16 protein-coding genes and 2 pseudogenes are annotated in these 17808 nt (G+C 45.5%); 14 read left to right on the plus strand and 4 right to left on the minus strand.

The genetic code is table 11. The features are described 5' to 3' along the window. Positions 1-10 precede the first annotated feature (10 nt). A complete protein-coding gene (locus tag FTV42_RS08580) occupies positions 11-1150 on the plus strand; it encodes a M48 family metallopeptidase (RefSeq protein WP_180038498.1) in 1140 nt (379 codons plus the stop codon). 44 nt (positions 1151-1194) lie between these two features. On the opposite strand, the gene FTV42_RS08585 is transcribed toward FTV42_RS08580, so the two are convergent. Beyond that, positions 1195-1473: a DUF2218 domain-containing protein gene (locus tag FTV42_RS08585; RefSeq protein WP_071851402.1), complete on the minus strand. Its 279-nt coding sequence runs from the start codon at positions 1471-1473 to the stop codon at positions 1195-1197. 168 nt (positions 1474-1641) lie between these two features. Here FTV42_RS08585 and rpe point away from each other — a divergent pair, with 168 nt between their 5' ends. The 4 genes and pseudogenes from rpe to FTV42_RS08605 all read left to right on the plus strand — a co-directional run bounded on the left by rpe (position 1642) and on the right by FTV42_RS08605 (position 4536). Further along, on the plus strand, positions 1642-2328 hold the full coding sequence (gene rpe / locus FTV42_RS08590) for a ribulose-phosphate 3-epimerase (RefSeq protein WP_164542798.1): 687 nt from the start codon (positions 1642-1644) through the stop codon (positions 2326-2328). Positions 2329-2965: 637 nt separating this feature from the next. Then, positions 2966-3283: a quaternary ammonium compound efflux SMR transporter SugE gene (gene sugE / locus FTV42_RS08595; RefSeq protein WP_004279177.1), complete on the plus strand. Its 318-nt coding sequence runs from the start codon at positions 2966-2968 to the stop codon at positions 3281-3283. A gap of 73 nt (positions 3284-3356) precedes the next feature. Continuing rightward, positions 3357-3839 carry a methylated-DNA--[protein]-cysteine S-methyltransferase gene (locus tag FTV42_RS08600; protein WP_004646050.1) on the plus strand — a complete coding sequence of 161 codons (483 nt, stop codon included), beginning with the start codon at positions 3357-3359 and terminating at the stop codon, positions 3837-3839. 34 nt (positions 3840-3873) lie between these two features. Further along, positions 3874-4536: pseudogene (locus FTV42_RS08605) on the plus strand (nuclease-related domain-containing protein). A 52-nt stretch (positions 4537-4588) separates the two neighbouring features. Here the strand turns inward: FTV42_RS08605 and FTV42_RS08610 are convergent. The 3 genes from FTV42_RS08610 to paaZ all read right to left on the minus strand — a co-directional run bounded on the left by FTV42_RS08610 (position 4589) and on the right by paaZ (position 9455). Continuing rightward, positions 4589-5524 (minus strand): tRNA-dihydrouridine synthase, encoded by a 936-nt coding sequence (locus FTV42_RS08610; protein WP_004730696.1) that lies wholly within the window; start codon positions 5522-5524, stop codon positions 4589-4591. Between the two features lie 185 nt (positions 5525-5709). Then, positions 5710-7149: an MFS transporter gene (locus tag FTV42_RS08615; protein ID WP_180038499.1), complete on the minus strand. Its 1440-nt coding sequence runs from the start codon at positions 7147-7149 to the stop codon at positions 5710-5712. Positions 7150-7343: 194 nt separating this feature from the next. Then, complete coding sequence (gene paaZ, locus FTV42_RS08620) at positions 7344-9455, minus strand: phenylacetic acid degradation bifunctional protein PaaZ (protein ID WP_180038500.1); 2112 nt, start codon at positions 9453-9455, stop codon at positions 7344-7346. Between the two features lie 261 nt (positions 9456-9716). On the opposite strand from paaZ, the gene paaA reads away from it, so the two are divergent. The 9 genes and pseudogenes from paaA (at position 9717) to pcaF (ending at position 17802) form a co-directional block, all read left to right on the plus strand. Further along, the gene (gene paaA, locus FTV42_RS08625; protein ID WP_180038501.1) at positions 9717-10661 is read left to right on the plus strand and encodes a 1,2-phenylacetyl-CoA epoxidase subunit PaaA; all 945 of its coding nucleotides are present in this window, start codon (positions 9717-9719) and stop codon (positions 10659-10661) included. 31 nt (positions 10662-10692) lie between these two features. Then, positions 10693-10983, plus strand: coding sequence for a 1,2-phenylacetyl-CoA epoxidase subunit PaaB (gene paaB / locus FTV42_RS08630; protein ID WP_004279183.1), 291 nt, complete (start codon positions 10693-10695; stop codon positions 10981-10983). Positions 10984-11000: 17 nt separating this feature from the next. Next, on the plus strand, positions 11001-11756 hold the full coding sequence (paaC, locus tag FTV42_RS08635) for a 1,2-phenylacetyl-CoA epoxidase subunit PaaC (protein ID WP_180038502.1): 756 nt from the start codon (positions 11001-11003) through the stop codon (positions 11754-11756). A gap of 28 nt (positions 11757-11784) precedes the next feature. Beyond that, complete coding sequence (gene paaD / locus FTV42_RS08640) at positions 11785-12285, plus strand: 1,2-phenylacetyl-CoA epoxidase subunit PaaD (protein WP_005247163.1); 501 nt, start codon at positions 11785-11787, stop codon at positions 12283-12285. Positions 12286-12360: 75 nt separating this feature from the next. Beyond that, entirely contained in the window at positions 12361-13419 is a 1059-nt protein-coding gene (locus FTV42_RS08645) for a 2Fe-2S iron-sulfur cluster-binding protein (protein WP_180038503.1), read from the plus strand. Positions 13420-13461: 42 nt separating this feature from the next. Then, positions 13462-14232: an enoyl-CoA hydratase-related protein gene (locus FTV42_RS08650; protein WP_005104871.1), complete on the plus strand. Its 771-nt coding sequence runs from the start codon at positions 13462-13464 to the stop codon at positions 14230-14232. Then, the gene (paaG, locus tag FTV42_RS08655; protein WP_180038504.1) at positions 14232-15023 is read left to right on the plus strand and encodes a 2-(1,2-epoxy-1,2-dihydrophenyl)acetyl-CoA isomerase PaaG; all 792 of its coding nucleotides are present in this window, start codon (positions 14232-14234) and stop codon (positions 15021-15023) included. The genes FTV42_RS08650 and paaG overlap by 1 nt, the downstream gene beginning before the upstream one ends. Before the next feature lie 3 nt (positions 15024-15026). Then, the gene (locus tag FTV42_RS08660) at positions 15027-16580 is read left to right on the plus strand and encodes a 3-hydroxyacyl-CoA dehydrogenase (protein ID WP_180038505.1); all 1554 of its coding nucleotides are present in this window, start codon (positions 15027-15029) and stop codon (positions 16578-16580) included. An 11-nt stretch (positions 16581-16591) separates the two neighbouring features. After that, a pseudogene (gene pcaF / locus FTV42_RS08665) lies at positions 16592-17802 on the plus strand (3-oxoadipyl-CoA thiolase). Positions 17803-17808 lie beyond the last annotated feature (6 nt).

A 17808-nucleotide genomic window follows, 5' to 3' on the forward strand; every position in this document is an offset into this window, starting at 1 on the left:
AGTAAATGTGATGAAACGACCTGTCGAAGTTAAGTTTTATGATGGAATTCTCGCTGAAGCCCGTCGTGCCTGGATTGTACCGGATCAGCAACAAGGGATTGCCTTGAAACTTGATGAGGATGTTCCAGTACAAGTTAGCGCTGCAGATTTTTATTTTTCTTATCCGGACATGGCCTACATTGGTGGTGTCGGTGGTCGTAAACCGATTATTGAGCTGCCTGAAGAGCGTCGGATTGAGTTTTTAAGCAAAGCGCCACATTGGCTCGGGATTAAACATAAAGATATTTATCATGCAATCTGGAAGTTTGAACGTTCACCGATCCTGATTTTCTTTTCCATGATCATCGTGATTAGTGCAGTGATTGTGATTTTAAAATGGGGGATTCCTTATAGTGCCAAACAGCTGGCAAAATTCCTTCCGGAGCAGACTCTGGTTGAAGTAGGCAACCGGACAGAGCAGCAGTTAATTGCCCAGACCCAACCAAGTACACTACCGGAAGAACAGCAGATGCGATTAAAAACTTTGTATGAACAAAAGATTGCTGTAGGAAAACCTGCAAAAATTATTTTCCGTCAAGGTGGATCAAGCATGGGCATGAATGCCGCAGCCATCCCGAATAACACCATTATTGTGACTGATGAACTGGTGAAAATCAGCGGCACCGATGAAGAAGTCCTTGCCGTACTGGCCCATGAACAAGGCCATCTGGTACAAAAGCACAGTATGCAGAAAGTGATTTCTAATCTGGGTGTGGCGGGACTGTTTGCCTTGGTAACTGGAGATTTAAGTGATGTGGTCACAGCCTCTGTAGTCGTGTTGGCTGATGCCGGATATTCGCAGGCGATTGAACTGGATGCTGATGACTATGCCATGCAGCATTGGCATCAACAGCAGATTTCCAGTATTCACTTGTCTAACTTTTTGCAGCGGGTGGAAAATGCCAGAATACTGGCAGAGGAGTCTCAAACCTTAAAAATGAAAAATTTCACTCTCAATATTGATGGAAAAGACCGACACCTGACAGAAACCGAACTGAAATGGATTCGCCTGATCGGGAAGTTTAAAAAATATCTGGAATCTCACCCCGAACTGGATAAAAGAATTGAGCGTATTCATGCCTTTAATGAACAGGCGAATCATCGTATTTAGTTTCTGATCATTGCTATGTCTTGATCATCAAGGCTTTTTAGTCCCTATCTTTGCCAGTCGGCAGTCAGATGTTCCTGTCCCATACGGATCAGATGATCCAGAACCACATTTTCGAGTTTATTCAGGTCAGTAAATTCATCTGTGCTTTGAATCGTTACGGTTAGATGATCCTGTTCAGGAGCCAATATCACTTCAGCATTTGGAAAATGAATCAGGAAATTTTGTTCGGTTTCATCAATATTAAATTTATGTTTCCAGTGATTGGCCAAGCGTTTGGCAATTCGTGAAGCTTGTTGCGTCTGGATATGGGCCATACTTTTCATCAGTTTTCTACACTATTCATCATTATCCTGCACTTTAAACCAGACAGTGATGCCGGCATAAGCCTCAAAGCGTTACACAGCGTTTTAATCTTGCAACATCGAATCACAGTAGCCGGAGCGGATTTGATATAATGGGAAAAATCCAATTTCAACAAGCCAGGTTCTCCCATGTCCAAGCCTTATTTAATTGCCCCTTCTATTTTATCTGCTGACTTTGCCCGTTTAGGTGAAGAAGTCGAGAATGTGTTGGAAGCAGGTGCAGACGTTGTTCATTTTGATGTCATGGACAACCATTATGTACCGAACCTGACTTTTGGTGCAGGTGTTTGTAAGGCCTTGAAAAATTATGGGATCAAGGCGCCCATTGATGTGCATTTGATGGTTAAGCCGGTAGATCGCATGATCGGGGATTTCCTTGAAGCGGGTGCTGATATCATTACTTTTCATCCAGAAGCTTCTGATCATATTGACCGTTCTTTACAGTTGATCAAATCAGGTGGTGCAAAAGCGGGGCTGGTATTTAATCCGGCAACACCATTGCATTACCTGGATTATGTACTGGATAAAGTCGATCAAATTTTGCTCATGAGCGTGAACCCGGGTTTTGGCGGACAGAAATTTATTCCAATGACTTTGGATAAATTGCGTCAGGCACGCAAACTGATCGATGCTTCAGGTCATGATATTCGTCTGGAAGTCGATGGTGGCGTTACGCCAAGCAACATTCGTGAAATTGCCGAAGCGGGTGCCGATATGTTTGTAGCTGGTTCAGCTATTTTTGGTAAGCCGGATTATAAAGCTGTGATTGATGAAATGCGTGCGGAATTAGCGAGAGTAGGGCAGGTTCAACTGTAATCGTTAAAAACTCATAAGTGCATAAATATGTGGATAACTTTATGGATAAGTGTGTAGATATCTATGTTGATAACCATATGGATATGTTGCATAAAATGTAATCATTTGTAGCCTGATTGATTGCGATTTAGACAAAATCTGTATAAAAAGAACTCGAATTGGGTTCTTTTTTATTACATATAACCCTTATGTTTAGTGGTTATTTGTTAATCAAGAGTTAATAATTCAACCAAGTAAAAAATGATCAATGTCTCGCATATTTGTGTTTCATTATGTAATTACTCCAGACAAAGTTTAAATGTAATTGATGTGTATAACTTAATATTCTGAGTCCATTCTCATGTAATTGTTGTGGATGAATTGCCCGACTTATTAGAACTATTTCTGACCTGGCATTTTCAACATCTACCATAACCAGAGTAGCCATGAATGTCGTGAGGATTTGAGTAAGGCAAAGTTAAGTTGTATCTCGATAAGTCATGTTTTGTAACACTGACCACATTGTTGGCACGCGAATTAATAAAATTTCTATATCTAGATATTGAGGAGGAACGACCTCCCTTGTGAATTACGTATCGGAATTTACAGGAAAAATCGTCAGGACGGCCTGATTCTTATATAAAAGGAGGAGGGCTGCATGGCCTGGATCGTACTTATTCTTGCGGGTATTTTTGAAATCGTTTGGGCATATTCGATGAAGCTGTCTGAAGGCTTTACCAGACTTACCCCAAGTATTATTACCATTGTCTTCATGGTACTGAGTTTTGCTTTGCTGGCTTATGCGATGCGTACTTTGCCACTAGGTACAGCCTATACGATCTGGACCGGGATTGGTGCAGTGGGTTCATTTCTCATTGGTATTTGGGTTTTGGGTGAACCCGCTACAGCGTTGCGTATGCTGGCTGCCGTACTCATCATTTCCGGTCTGGTGCTGATGAAAGTATCCTCTTCATAATTTGTTTCTGCCTGTCTCGGTGAACTGGGTTAATATAGAAAATGAACTCCAGCGATTGGGACAGGGCGCCATCATGAACTTAAGTTATATCTATATGGATTCTCCCGTAGGTCAGCTACAACTGGTCGCGAATGAAACCGCGCTGGTGGCCGTGCTTTGGGACTGTGAACAGCCGAATCGGGTGAAACTGGCGACTTTGGTTGAAGATCCGCAGCATCCGGTATTGATTGAAACCAGACGCCAGCTTCAGGAATATTTTGCCGGTCAGCGCAATGTTTTTGACCTGCCTTTGGACTTTGCAGGTACCGATTTTCAGAAAAAAGTCTGGCAGGCGCTACTGAATATTCCCTACGGACAAACGCGAAGCTATCGCGACATTGCTGAACAGGTGGGTAATATCAAGGCAGTACGCGCCGTGGGTGCAGCCAATGGCAAAAACCCGATTTCGATTATTGCACCCTGTCATCGGGTGATTGGTCGCAGTGGCAAGCTGGTAGGATTTGCCGGTGGTTTGGATAAAAAAGAAATCCTGTTAAATATTGAGCGAACGCATTAATATTTAAGCACTTAAAATAAATGAAAATTAGAATATGGAACATTCTACCATACAGCTATTAAGTCCACTCTGGTCCAGTTTAGGGTGGATTCTTCTGCTTTTCTTTGGCGTGATGATTTTTAAATTATTCAAGCCATTTTTAAAAGGGAAATTAGGAGAATTTGCGGTTGCTGCCCATGTCAAACTGTATTTAAAAGATCCTCAATATATTCTGCTCAATGATTTGACTCTTCCAGACGGGACAGGTGCGACCACGCAAATTGATCATCTGTTATTAAGTCCTTACGGAATATTTGTGATTGAGACCAAAAACTATAAAGGCTGGATATTTGGAAACGAGCGACAAAAAACCTGGACCCAGAAAATCTATAAACACAGTTATAAATTTCAGAATCTGATTCATCAAAACTATAAGCACATCAAAGTATTGGAGCAGCTACTGGCAGATATTGTGGAACCAGATCTTTTGCATTCTGTGATTGTATTTATGCCAGATGCCGTGTTTAAAACGCCGATGCCAAATCATGTATTTCGGGGGGCGGGCTGAACCGACTATGTGAAAAGTTTTGATCAACAGATGATTTCTGAAACGAAATTAAAACGGATACAACTGCGGCTAGAAAAAGAAGTTTTAGAAAAATCTTGGAAAACTAATCGGGAGCATGTAGAAAATTTAAAGCATCTTAAGCAGTCATAAGCTTTTACGAGTCCATAAAAAAGCCTTTGAATGATTCAAAGGCTTTTTAGTGTTAAATATTTGAAGCTTTCAGTTTTTCGGTAATCTCAGCCAGAACTTTAATCCGTTTTACTTCGTCCCATAATGCTTTGGCTTCAGGATAATGTTTCGACATCATGCCGAGCCATTGCTTGTAACGACCGACCATCCCGATCTCAGTTTTGGCTGGACCGTTGATAAAACGAATTTGCAGTTGCAGCAGTTCATTCCAGTTCAGCAAAGGTGCATCCGAATTTTGACGGATACATTGAGTCAGGTCGGGTGTGGTCACCGCACCACGGCCAATCATCAGGTCTTCGCAGCCAGATTCTAGTCGACACTGTTTGGCATCGGTATTGTTCCAGATTTCACCATTGGCGATCACATTGATCTTGAGTGCTTCACGAATCGGTTGTAACTGGTCCCAGAATGCTGGCGGAGTGTAGCCATCGGCTTTGGTACGTGCATGAACGGTGACCCAGGCTGCCCCGGCATCTTCAATGGCATGCGCATTTTCCAGCATAAAATTACGGTCCATATAACCCAGACGCATTTTGGCGGAAACCGGAATATGTGCAGGAACGGCATCACGCACGGCTTTAACCAGCTCATGCACCACTTCGGGTTCATCTAGCAGGACTGAACCACCACGATGACGGTTCACGGTTTTGGCCGGACAGCCAAAATTCATGTCAATTGCCGGTGCGCCCATGGCTGCCACTTTGGCGGCATTCGCTGCTAGCATCTCCGGATTATTTCCTAAGAATTGGACATGTACCGGTATACCTGCCGCCGTCTTGCCATCATTCAACAGTTCCGGGCAGTAAGTATGATAAATATGATCGGGCAGAAGGGAATCGGTGACACGGATAAACTCGGTCACACACCAGTCAAAGCTACCTACGGATGTCAGCACATCACGCATAATCGGATCGGTTAAGCCTTCCATGGGAGCAAGCACAAGTTTCAACGGTGCACACCTGTAAATTTAAAACGGTGTTATACGTTTTTTTAGGCAGCCTGTCTAGGCTGGATCGGAATTGAATGATGAGTACCTGAAAATTGAACTTTTTGGGCTGATATAAAAAGGCCTTTAATGTGGATTAAAGGCCTTTAAAAGTGAAGCTTAGGATGATTTAGCGATATCCAGCCATTTTAATCAGCCAGTTTCTCGACTTTCATACTCTCACGATAATACTGACAGCCCTTGTACAACAGGAAGCAACCAATCAATCCGGCAATCGCATTGACGATCGAGATCGAGTTACCAACCATTAAGGTATTCTGGAAATATTTATCCGTGATTAATGCCACAGCGGTGGTTCCGACGCCTAAGGCAATCAGGTTTGAAACCAACAGGAACTTGGCAGATACCTGTGCGCGTAGCTGGTTTGGTGTCAGCATTTGCGTAGCAGCAGCCGATGCAGGAATCGGGAAAGTGGAGAAGAACATTGCCACAAAAATCAGCGCAAATGAAAGCTGCATATTATCGACCTGAGTGAACAGCACACTCGGAATAATCAGCGCTGCATAGCCAATCGCACCGGTACGAATTGCAGCATTGCTATAGCCACGTTTCGAGAAGAAGTCGATCAACCAGCCACAGAATAAGGCACCCGAAGTATTCGCGACTAGAATAATCGTACCGAGGATATAACCGGTTTGACTCGCATCCAGACCGAAATTACGCATGTAATAGGCAGGTGCCCAGCCCAGCAGCGAATACAGCATCATGGTGTAAAAAGAAAAGCCAATAAAATGACAGAAGAAGGTCTTTTTATGTGTCTTGATAAAACCAATCGAATTTTTGAAAGAGGCTTTAATGACCTGGCCATCCTGATCGACTTTCATCCCCTTACGTGCAGGTTCACGCACCGTCAACACCATGAGTAGGGCTAGTAATACGCCTGGAAGACCCACAATCATAAAGGTAAGTTGCCAGGTTTTCACTTCACCAATGAGGGGTAAGGCTACGAAGCTGACATCTTTTAGCAGGCCAATCACATAGCCGCCAATCAGGAAAGCTAGGCCCGAACCAATAAAGGCACCAATCGCATATACACCGAGTGCACGGCCTAATTTATCTTTCGGAAATAAATCGGCAACGATTGAATAAAAGGCAGGGGAAAGCGCAGCTTCACCGGCACCCACACTCAGACGTGCAATAAACATTTGAATAAAGTTTTTACTGAGGCCACAAGCCGCTGTAGCGAGACTCCAGAATGCAATCCCGGTTGCAATAATTTTAATCCGTGACTTTTGATCCGCCAATCCGGCAATGGGCAAGCCCATAATGGCATAAAATAAGGAGAAGGCCAGACCCTGTAACAGACTAAACTGAGTATCGCTCAGCATTAAATCGGCTTTAATCGGTTCAATCATGAGCGATAAAATTTGACGGTCTACAAATGACAGAATGTAAGCCACCATACAAATGACCACCACATACCATTGATAGGTGCTGCTTTCCGGTGGCGGTTCAATCTGTTCAGACAGTGGCACGGCCGTTTCTGTCGGTGTAGGCTCAAAATTTTGATCTGTTGGTTGAATCGTCCTTTCAACCATTTCTAGGTTCAGCGATTTATCATTCATCATGCAACATCCTGTGCTGATCGTTTGAGATATTTATTTGATACTTTTAATTTGCTTGTTATTTTTATGTTGTATCGCATTTAATTAATCTAGAGGCTAAATGGATAGACGTCAATCTGTTTTTAAAAATAGATACAAATAATTTTAAAAGACAAAAAAAAGGAATCATAATAATTCCTTTTTTTTGGTGTGAATTTTTAGCCACGTTCAACCAGCGTTAAAATATCGTAGGTTGCAACCAGTTCATTGCGCTGGTTTTTCACTTTAATATCCCAGACCACGACACCATGTGGTTTTTGGGCCGGATCGCGCAGTGCTTTTGGAGTTTTCTGTTTACAGGTCAGTTCCACCTGAATGGTATCGCCAATTTTCACCGGTTCTACAAAGCGCAAGTTGTCCATGCCATAGTTGGCAATGACTGGGCCCTGAGCGGCATCAACGAATAAACCGGCCGCAGCAGACACCACGAAATAGCCATGTGCCACACGTTCACCAAACAGGGATTCTGCTGCAGCAATCTTGTCCATATGCGCATAGAAGTGATCACCGCTCAGACAGCCGAAATTCACCAGATCCGCTTCGGTCACGCTACGTCGTGCAGTCAGTAAACGCTCGCCGATACGCAATTCATCAAATGATTTTTTAAAAGGATGCACGCGGTCTTCAAAGACTTGAGCGCCAGCTGTCCAGCTATGGCCGACCTGGGTCATGGCATTTGGCGAGCCTTGAATCGCAGTCCGTTGCATATAATGTTTGACTGCACGCAAACCGCCGAGTTCCTCACCGCCACCGGCACGTCCCGGTCCGCCATGAACCAGCAAAGGTAATGGAGAGCCATGTCCGGTACTTTCTTTGGCACTTTCAGCATCCAGAATATGGACACGTCCATGCCATGGCGCAATTTTGCTGAACAGTTGTTCAATATTTTCATCGGTATTGCGTACGATGGATGCTACCAAGCTACCTTCGCCACGTGCCACCAGGTCAGCAAGCTGAGCCAGGTCAGTATATGGCATTAAAGTCACTACAGGCCCAAAAGCTTCAATCTTATGAATATTTTCTGCCTGAGCTGGCGCTTTGCAGACCAACACAGTAGGTGGATAGCATGCAGACTTCTCCGTATTTTGTACTTGAATCTTAAAGTCCTGACGTAAGTGGCTACCGAATACGATCTCTGCATCCTGGCTGAGCTGTTCAACTTTTGCCGCGACATCGTGTTTCTGTTTGACGCTGGCCAAAGCGCCCATGCTGACGCCTTCTTGAGCCGGATCGCCCACAACCACTTTTTTCAGTTTTGCAATCAGACGGTCTTGTACTGTATCCAATAGCTCGGCTGGCACAAAGGCACGACGAATGGCGGTACATTTCTGTCCGGCTTTGGTGGTCATTTCACGGAAAACTTCACGGACAAATAAATCAATCGTTTCATCATTGGCTTGCGCCGTCAAAATTGCACTATTGACCGAATCTGCTTCCATGGTGAATGGAATCGAGTAGGCATTTAAATGTGGATGCGAACGCAGTTTTTGCCCTGTTGAAGCAGAACCGGTAAAAGTGACCGTATCTTGAGGATTTAAATGATCAAATAAATCATAGACCTGTCCGCAAATGAGCTGCAATGAACCTTCTGGCAAGAAACCGCTTTCATGAATGGCTTTGACCACGGCATGGGTCAGCTCGGCACCTTCAGTCGCCGGTTTGACAATACAGGGTACGCCTGCCAGTAGCGTCGGTGCGATTTTCTCCAGCATGCCCCAGATTGGAAAGTTAAAGGCATTGATATGCACGGCAACACCGGCTTTAGGCGTCAGAATATGTTTCGCGCCAAAGCTACCTTGCTTAGACAGTGGAATCCAGGCATCTTCGACCCATGCTGTTTCATCACTCAGTTCACGACGCACCAAACTCGAATAAGCATATAAGGTGCCAATCCCGCCTTCAATATCAATCCAGGCATCTTTACGGGTACAGCCGGTTGCTTTGGCAAGCTCATAAAAGTCTTCTTTGCGTTCCATCAAATACTGAGCCACTTGCTTCAGTGCATTGGCACGTTGATGGAAGGTCCATGTGGCAATAGTCGCGCCTTTTTGTTTGGCATACTTCACCACGGCTTGGGTATCGATGCCCTGACTGCCGACCTGATAAACCGCTTCACCGCTAATGGCATGATAAACCGTACGTAAATCGGCTTGCGCTGCGTATTCCTGGCCGTACACCAGTGAAGATAAGCTTTTGATGGCAATAGGATTATGGGTTGATTCAGTATCTTGATAATCCGTTGTGCTTGAGCTGCTGTCTAACTCTAACATTGTAAAAACTCCATTTATGATACGTTTTGAGATGTATTTTAATTTTGATGTTTCATAATTTGTGTTGAAAAATTGAAAATGTCAATCATAAATCTGTATTTAAAAATGCGTAACAATAAAATAAAAAATATTAAGTTATATAAAACAAATATTTATTAAAAATAAGGATAAAAATTAAATGATACCAATAAGTAGATATTGATTTTAATTACGTATCGTTTTAATTTGGGTGTATCAACACTTGGGATAAGTGAGGGAACAATGAATAACCAACAACAAATCTTCGATCAAAAGATTGAAAAGGATATTTCCATCGAGCCGAAGGACTGGATGCCGGATGCTTATCGTAAGACCTTGATTCGTCAGATCGGTCAGCACGCACACTCTGAAGTGGTGGGTATGTTGCCGGAAGGCAACTGGATTACCCGTGCACCGACTTTAAAACGTAAAGCCGTGCTAATGGCAAAAGTTCAGGACGAAGCCGGTCATGCCTTGTATCTGTACAGTGCTGCAGAAACCCTGGGTGCCGATCGTGACGATATGATGGATAAGCTGATTGCCGGTCGCATGAAATATTCATCCATTTTTAACTATCCAACCCTGAGCTGGGCCGATGTTGCAGCGATTGGCTGGCTGGTGGATGGTGCAGCAATTGTCAATCAGGTTGCGCTGTGCCGTACGTCTTATGGTCCTTATGCACGTGCCATGGTGCGTGTGTGTAAAGAAGAGAGTTTCCATCAGCGTCAGGGCTTTGAAGCCATGATGGAATTGGCCAATGGTACGCCGGAACAAAAGCAGATGGCACAGGATGCAGTGAATCGTTTCTGGTGGCCGGCACTGATGATGTTTGGTCCAAGTGATGATAATTCACCGAACAGTGCACAAAGTATGCAATGGAAAATTAAATTATTCAGTAACGATGAGCTACGTCAGAAATTTGTCGATAACACCGTGTCGCAAGTCTTACAGCTTGGTTTAACCGTTCCAGATCCAGACCTTAAATTCAATGAAGCCACCGGACATTACGAATTTGGTGAAATTAATTGGGATGAGTTTTTTGCGATTCTTGCAGGCAAGGGATCGTGTAACCATGAGCGTATTGAAGCACGCCGCAAAGCTTGGGAAGGCGGCAAGTGGGTACGTGAGTCTGCAGCAGTCTATGCTCAAAAACAGCAGCAACAGTCACAAGCACAAAAAGTTGCTTAAAACAGTTTGATCAATATAGGGAATTTTGCTCATGAATAACAAAAACAACTGGTCACTTTATGAAGTGTTTGTGCGTAGTAAACAGGGTCTGAGTCACCGTCATGTCGGCAGCCTGCGTGCACCAGATGAGGAAGTCGCACTACAAAATGCCCGCGATGTATATACCCGCCGCAATGAAGGTATCAGTATCTGGGTGGTGAAATCTGAATTGATTACCTCTTCACAGCCAGATGAAAAAGCAGAATTTTTTGAACCCGCTCTGGACAAGGTTTATCGCCATCCAACCTTTTATAACATTCCAGCTGGCATCGAGCACATGTAAAGGGAAAGGTGAAGATTATGACAAATCAAGTATTGGCAGAATTTCTTTTACATGTGGGTGACAGTCAACTGATCCTGTCTCATCGTTTGGCAGAGTGGTGTGGTCATGCACCTGAACTGGAGCTGGATATTGCCTTAGCCAATATTGGACTGGATTTATTGGGTCAGGCACGTACTGCCCTCAGTCTGGCGGGTGAAGTGGAAGGACAGGGTCGTGATGAAGACAAGCTGGCTTATTTCCGCACCGAGCGTGAATACCGTAATTTGCTGCTGTGCGAACAGCCGAATGGTGATTTTGCCCAGACTTTGGTACGCCAGTGGTTGATGGATCATTACCACACTTTATTATTTAGTGCTTTAACTGAAAGTCAGCATGCTGAGTTGGCTGCCTTTGCAGTGAAATCACTCAAAGAAGTGAAATATCACCAGCGTTTTTCCACCACCTGGATGGAACGCTTAAGTTTAGGTGCCGCAGAAGCGCATGAAAAAACCCAGCAAGGTCTAAACCAGTTATGGCGTTTTACCGAAGAACTTTTTGTTCTGACGGCAGCTGAAAAACAACTAGTCGATAGCGGTGTCATTCCAGAGATTGAAAATTTAAAAGTCCAGTGGCTGGAGACCATTACAGCCGAGCTGGCGCGATTTGAATTAAGCCTGCCAGAGCTGGGTGCTTATCGCAGTGGGGCTAAACAGGGTTTACATACAGAACATCTCGGTTTTGTTTTGGCTGAACTGCAATACATGCAGCGCTCATATCCAAACATGAACTGGTAATTCGGCACAATCACAGGGAGTGAGTCGCATGAATCTGATTCGACACGTAGAAGATCAATGTTGGGACGTTTTACAGCAGGTTTCTGATCCAGAGATTCCGGTATTGTCAGTGATTGATCTGGGTATGATTCGTGGCGTCGAGCTGAATCAGCAGGATGAAATTGTGGTGCGACTCACGCCGACCTATAGCGGCTGTCCGGCCACGGATTTATTAAAAGCAGAAATTACCCAGGCTTTCGAGGCCAATGGTTTGACGCCGGTCAAAGTCATTGTGGACCTGTCTCAAGCCTGGACCACGGACTGGATGAGTGAATCGGGCAAACACAAATTACAGCAATATGGTATTGCCCCGCCGCAAGGCCAGTCACATAGCTGTGGTACGCATGTGGCATTGACCGATGGCATCACCTGTCCACAGTGCTTAAGTAACAACAGCAAATTATTAAGTGAATTCGGTTCGACCGCCTGTAAAGCTTTATATCAATGTCGGGACTGCTTAGAAACTTTTGACTATTTCAAATGTATTTGATTGTAACGATTGCGCGGTGGGCAGGGTAAACCAATAACAAGCCTGAACACCGCCACCTAAAAGAAGGATTTTGCCATGAGCCAATTTATACCATTAACCATTAAATCGATTCAGCCACAAACCGAGCAAGCGATCTGCATTGCCTTTGATCTCGCGCCTGAGCAGTTGGATACTTTTCAATATCAGCCGGGTCAGCACCTCACCATTCGTCATTTAACCGATGACGGCGAGCTGCGCCGCTGCTACTCGATCTGCAGTGATACTCAGGAAGACATGAGCATTGCGATTAAAAAAATTGATCAGGGTCAGTTTTCAACCTGGGCCAATGCGCATCTCAAAGCGGGCGATGTACTAGAAGTCATTCCACCGCAAGGGGTGTTCTTTCAGAAAGCCGCCAAGGCTGGTGGCCAGAATTATCTAGGATTTGCAGCAGGCAGTGGCATTACGCCAATTTTATCGATTGTAAAGTCGGTGTTGAACCGTCAAGCGGAAGCAACATTCACTCTGGTATATGGCAACCGCTCCTGGAAACAGACCATGTTCTCTGAACAGATCATGGACTTGAAAGACCGTTTTAAGGAACGTCTGCAACTGGTAAATATTTTTTCACGTGAACTGAATGACAGTGACATCTTTAATGGTCGGATTGATGCAGACAAATTGCAGCAGTTATTTCAGGCCAATCTGATTTCTGCCGAAGCAGATCACTGTTTCGCTTGCGGTCCTGAAGAAATGATGACAGCAGTCGAAACGGTATTACCGACTTGGGGCATTCAACGCAGCAAGATTCATACGGAACGCTTCAATACGGGTACTGCACCGAAAGCAACCGCCCAGCAGATGGAAAGCCGCAGCGAAGAACGCGTCAATATCATCCTCGATGGTCGCGAGCTGATTGTTGAAGTCTCTAAGCAGGATGACAGTATTTTAGATGCTGCGCTACGTGCCGGAGCCGACCTGCCATATGCCTGTAAGGGCGGCGTTTGTGCCACCTGTAAATGTAAGGTGTTAGAGGGACAGGTTGAAATGGCGGTGAATTACAGTCTGGAGGAAGATGAAATTCAGAAAGGCTATGTGCTCAGTTGTCAGGCACGTCCAACCACGGCCAATGTCCGACTCAGTTTTGATGAATAAAAGCTGAATTTACAGCACCGCGAGCATAGCAGGAGTTCAAGGATGACCTACATTAAAACCAGCTCACCCAAGCCGGGTGTGGTACTGATCGAGCTAAATCGTCCAGAAAAGCGCAATGCTTTAAACAATGCCACCTTGCAAAACATTGCAGCCTGTCTACAGGACTTGGAAACAGATGCTGCTGTGAAAGCCGTGGTCATCACCGGAAATACGCAATGCTTTGCTGCCGGTGCTGATTTAAATGAGCTGGCGCAGTTAGATGTGGTCAGCATCCAGCAAGACCAACGCCCACTGCTCTGGAAAAAAATTGATGAATTTTCCAAGCCTTTAATCATGGCCGTAAATGGTTATGCTTTTGGTGCAGGTTTCGAGTTGGCTTTGCATGGTGACATGGTGCTGACCGGAGAAAATGCCCAGTTTGCCTTGCCTGAAATCGGTTTAGGTATGTTGCCGGGTGCCGGTGGAACCCAGCGTCTGGCCCGTCTGGTCGGTCAGCAATTAACGATGCGCTGGGCCATGACTGGTGAAATGATTTCGGCACAAACAGCCTTGCAACATGGCATTAGTAGCCAGGTTTGTCCGGCAGGATTGACCGTGCAATACGCACTGGAACTGGCAGAAAAAATTGCCAAGCAGGCACCGCTGGCCATTCGTGCCATCAAGCAATCTTTAAAGTCGATTCATGAAGTGACTTTAAGTCAGGGACTGAAACTTGAACGTCAACATTTTGTCTGGCTGGCGGCGACCCAAGATCGTCAGGAAGGCATCAATGCATTTTTAGAAAAAAGAAAACCAGAATTTAGAGGTGTGTAATGGATTATCAAACAATTATTGTCGAAGAAAAAAATGCAGTGGGCTACCTGACCTTTAACCGTCCAAAACAGCTCAACAGCTTTAATGAAACCATGCATCAGGAAGTTTCCAAGGCCATCAAGGCCTGGGCTAAAGATAGCCAGATTCGTGCCGTGGTGGTTTCAGCCGAAGGCCGCGGTTTCTGTGCCGGTCAGGATCTGAATGACCGTGTGGTCGATCCGAATGCCGATGCACCGGACTTAGGCCTATCGATTGAAAAATATTACAACCCTTTGATCAAGCTGATTACCGAAATGCCTAAACCGGTGATTTGTGCCGTGAATGGAGTAGCAGCAGGGGCAGGTGCCAATATTGCCCTGGCGTGTGACATTGTGGTGGCAGCAAAATCGGCTTCCTTTATTCAGGTCTTTTGCCGTCTTGGTTTGGTGCCAGATTCAGGCGGTACCTGGTTCCTACCGCGTCTGGTCGGCCGTGCTCAGGCGATGGGCCTAGCGATGCTCGGCGATAAAATTCCGGCTGAGCGTGCAGTACAACTGGGCATGATCTGGCAGGTGGTTGAAGATGAGCAACTGCAAGCAGAAGCGAAAAAACTGGCAGAGCATCTGGCTCAGCAGCCGACCTACGGTCTGTCCCTGATTAAAAAAGCCATTCATGCCGCAGCCGATAATAATCTGGATGAGCAGCTCATTCTGGAACGTGACCTGCAACGTCTCGCTGGACGTTCAAGCGATTATAAAGAAGGTGTACAAGCCTTTATGCAGAAGCGTACCCCTGAATATAAAGGATGCTAAATCATGCAACAGATCAATTTAGAGCAAGTCAAAGTTGCTGTGGTCGGTGCGGGAACCATGGGGATTGGCATTGCACAACTGGCAGCCATGCACGGGCATCCGACCTATGTGTTTGATCTCGATCGCAGCAAAGTTCAGAGTGCCTTAACTGCTTTAGAGGCACAGCTCAGCAAGCGCGTACAAAATGGCAAAATGACCCAGCAATTGCTGGAAAGTACCTTTGCCAATCTGATTGTGGCAGAGGACATTCAGCAGCTTGCCGATGCGGGCTTAATTATTGAAGCCATTGTAGAGAAGAAAGAAGTCAAACAAAACCTGTTTCAACAGCTGGATACCATTTTCCCGGAACAGACGATTTTTGCGTCCAATACTTCTTGGATTTCCATTACCGCCATTGCCTCGGCGATTCCACATCCAGAGCGAGTGATTGGTCTGCATTTCTTTAATCCGGCGCCGGTGATGAAACTGGTCGAGATTATCCGCGGACTGAAAACCTCAGCAGCGATTGCCGATGCAGTATTTGATCTGATGAAGGACTGGAACAAGGTTCCGGTGCGAGCCAAATCGACCCCCGGTTTTATCGTCAATCGTGTCGCACGACCTTATTATGCCGAGGCCTTTCGTGCCTTGCAGGAAAATGCCACCACCCCGGAACAGCTCGATTACATCATGCGCGAATGTGGCCGTTTTGCCATGGGGCCGTGTGAACTTACAGATCTGATTGGGCAGGATGTGAATTTCTCGGTCACACAAAGTGTCTATCAGGAATTTTTCTATGAGCCACGCTACCGCCCGTCCTTGATTCAAAAAGAACTGGTCGATGCCGGTTGTTATGGTCGCAAGTCCGGTCAGGGTTTTTATGATTACGCTCAGGCCAAGCCTACGCCTGTATATGAATTGCCAGTGTGTTATGCCAAGTCGCTGAATAAGCTCAAAGTCACAGTAAAAGGTGAATGGCTACATTCCTCAGTACTGATTGAACGTTTAAAACAGGCCTCTCATGTAGAGCTGAGTTTTCAGGCAGCAGAACAGAATGAAATCCTGATTGGTGACCTTTCTCTGCGATTATCGCTTGGCGAATCAGTTGAACTGGCTTATCCGCATGAGCCTGTGGTGTTGATGGATTGGCATGCAGATTGGGAAAATGCCCAATCGATTCCAGTCGTTGCATCACCAGCATGTAGTGCTGAACAACGCCAGGCAGTGGAGCTATTCCTCATAGGTATGGATATGATACCTATTTGGTCTAAGGATCATCCCGGTCTTTATGTTATACGTAGTATTGCCATGTTGGTGAATGAAGCCTGTGAAGCGGTACTGCATGATATCGCATCAGAACAAGATGTTGATTCTGCTATGAAATATGGCATGAATTATCCTTGTGGTCCATTCGAATGGGCAGATAAAATTGGATATTACACAATTTTAAAAATTTTAGAAAATATGTATCTTATTTATGGTGAAGACCGCTATAGAACTAGTATATATTTAGCAAAGAAAGCGGTGCAGGGACATGCACAGAAAACTCAGCAGCAACCATTACGTGTTGCTGGCTAAAAGGAAGAATCATGGAACAGGTTTATATTTTTGATGGAATTCGCACCCCGATCGGACGCTATGCCGGTGGACTGAGCAGCATTCGTGCTGATGATCTGGCAGCGCTACCGGTTCAATATCTGAAAGATCAGCATCCGGCCTTGCCATGGGCAGAACTGGATGAAGTGATCCTAGGCTGTGCCAATCAGGCCGGTGAAGATAACCGCAACGTGGCGCGTATGGCTGCTTTACTCGCAGGGTTGCCTGAATCTGTTTCAGCACTGACCGTAAACCGTTTATGTGCCTCAGGTCTGGATGCCATTGGACTGGCAGCCCGTGCCATCAAATCGGGTGAGGCTCAATTTATTTTGGCGGGTGGCGTAGAATCCATGAGCCGAGCGCCTTTTGTGCAATCCAAACCTACAACTGCCTTTAGCCGTACCCCTGAAATTTATGACACCACCATTGGCTGGCGTTTTATCAACCCAAAATTTAAAGCACAGTTTGGCGTCGATAGCATGCCGGAACTGCCGAAAACGTCGCTGAAAAGTATCAGATTAGCCGTGCAGACCAAGACCTGTTTGCCTATCACAGCCAGCAGAAAACCGCAGTAGCGCAGCAAAAAGGTATTTTTGCCGAAGAAATTCTGCCAGTCGAGGTTAAAGGTCCGAAGAAAACCACTCTGACCATTTCCCAAGATGAGCATCCGCGCGTAGAGACGACGCTGGATAATCTGGCCGCCTTAAAAACCCCATTTCGTAAAGAAGGCGGCTCAGTCACCGCTGGCAATGCTTCGGGTGTCAATGACGGGGCGGCTTGCGTATTACTTGGGAATCAGCAGTTTGCCGAGCAGTATGGTTTGAGCCCGAAAGCTAAAGTGATCGGGATGGCCAGCGCCGGTGTCGAAGCTAAATATATGGGTATTGGGCCGGTTCCAGCGGTACAGAAAGTGCTGAAACAGACTGGCCTGAGTCTGGAGCAGATGGACGTGATTGAGCTGAATGAAGCATTTGCAGCGCAATCGCTGGCCGTGATTCGTGAACTCGGCTTGCAAGACGATGATTCCAGAATTAACCCGAATGGCGGTGCCATCGCTTTGGGTCATCCGCTGGGTATGAGTGGCACCCGTTTGGTGATTACCGCCATGAAAGAATTAAAACGTCGTAATGGCAAATATGCACTCTGCACCATGTGTGTGGGTGTTGGTCAAGGTGTTGCACTGGTTTTAGAAAATATGGATTAAACACAT

The organism is Acinetobacter sp. YH16052 (genome assembly GCF_013417155.1).
Classification (GTDB): Bacteria; Pseudomonadota; Gammaproteobacteria; order Pseudomonadales; family Moraxellaceae; genus Acinetobacter.

What these genes read in the sequence shown, in the direction of transcription:
- FTV42_RS08580 (WP_180038498.1), top strand. Translation starts at nt 11, where the DNA reads ATGAAACGACCTGTCGAAGTTAAGTTTTATGATGGAATTCTCGCTGAA.
- rpe (WP_164542798.1), top strand. Translation starts at nt 1,642, where the DNA reads ATGTCCAAGCCTTATTTAATTGCCCCTTCTATTTTATCTGCTGACTTT.
- FTV42_RS08650 (WP_005104871.1), top strand. Translation starts at nt 13,462, where the DNA reads ATGACCTACATTAAAACCAGCTCACCCAAGCCGGGTGTGGTACTGATC.
- paaD (WP_005247163.1), top strand. Translation starts at nt 11,785, where the DNA reads ATGAATCTGATTCGACACGTAGAAGATCAATGTTGGGACGTTTTACAG.
- sugE (WP_004279177.1), top strand. Translation starts at nt 2,966, where the DNA reads ATGGCCTGGATCGTACTTATTCTTGCGGGTATTTTTGAAATCGTTTGG.
- FTV42_RS08585 (WP_071851402.1), bottom strand. Translation starts at nt 1,473, where the DNA reads ATGAAAAGTATGGCCCATATCCAGACGCAACAAGCTTCACGAATTGCC.
- paaB (WP_004279183.1), top strand. Translation starts at nt 10,693, where the DNA reads ATGAATAACAAAAACAACTGGTCACTTTATGAAGTGTTTGTGCGTAGT.
- FTV42_RS08600 (WP_004646050.1), top strand. Translation starts at nt 3,357, where the DNA reads ATGAACTTAAGTTATATCTATATGGATTCTCCCGTAGGTCAGCTACAA.
- paaZ (WP_180038500.1), bottom strand. Translation starts at nt 9,455, where the DNA reads ATGTTAGAGTTAGACAGCAGCTCAAGCACAACGGATTATCAAGATACT.
- paaA (WP_180038501.1), top strand. Translation starts at nt 9,717, where the DNA reads ATGAATAACCAACAACAAATCTTCGATCAAAAGATTGAAAAGGATATT.
- paaC (WP_180038502.1), top strand. Translation starts at nt 11,001, where the DNA reads ATGACAAATCAAGTATTGGCAGAATTTCTTTTACATGTGGGTGACAGT.
- paaG (WP_180038504.1), top strand. Translation starts at nt 14,232, where the DNA reads ATGGATTATCAAACAATTATTGTCGAAGAAAAAAATGCAGTGGGCTAC.
- FTV42_RS08615 (WP_180038499.1), bottom strand. Translation starts at nt 7,149, where the DNA reads ATGATGAATGATAAATCGCTGAACCTAGAAATGGTTGAAAGGACGATT.
- FTV42_RS08645 (WP_180038503.1), top strand. Translation starts at nt 12,361, where the DNA reads ATGAGCCAATTTATACCATTAACCATTAAATCGATTCAGCCACAAACC.
- FTV42_RS08660 (WP_180038505.1), top strand. Translation starts at nt 15,027, where the DNA reads ATGCAACAGATCAATTTAGAGCAAGTCAAAGTTGCTGTGGTCGGTGCG.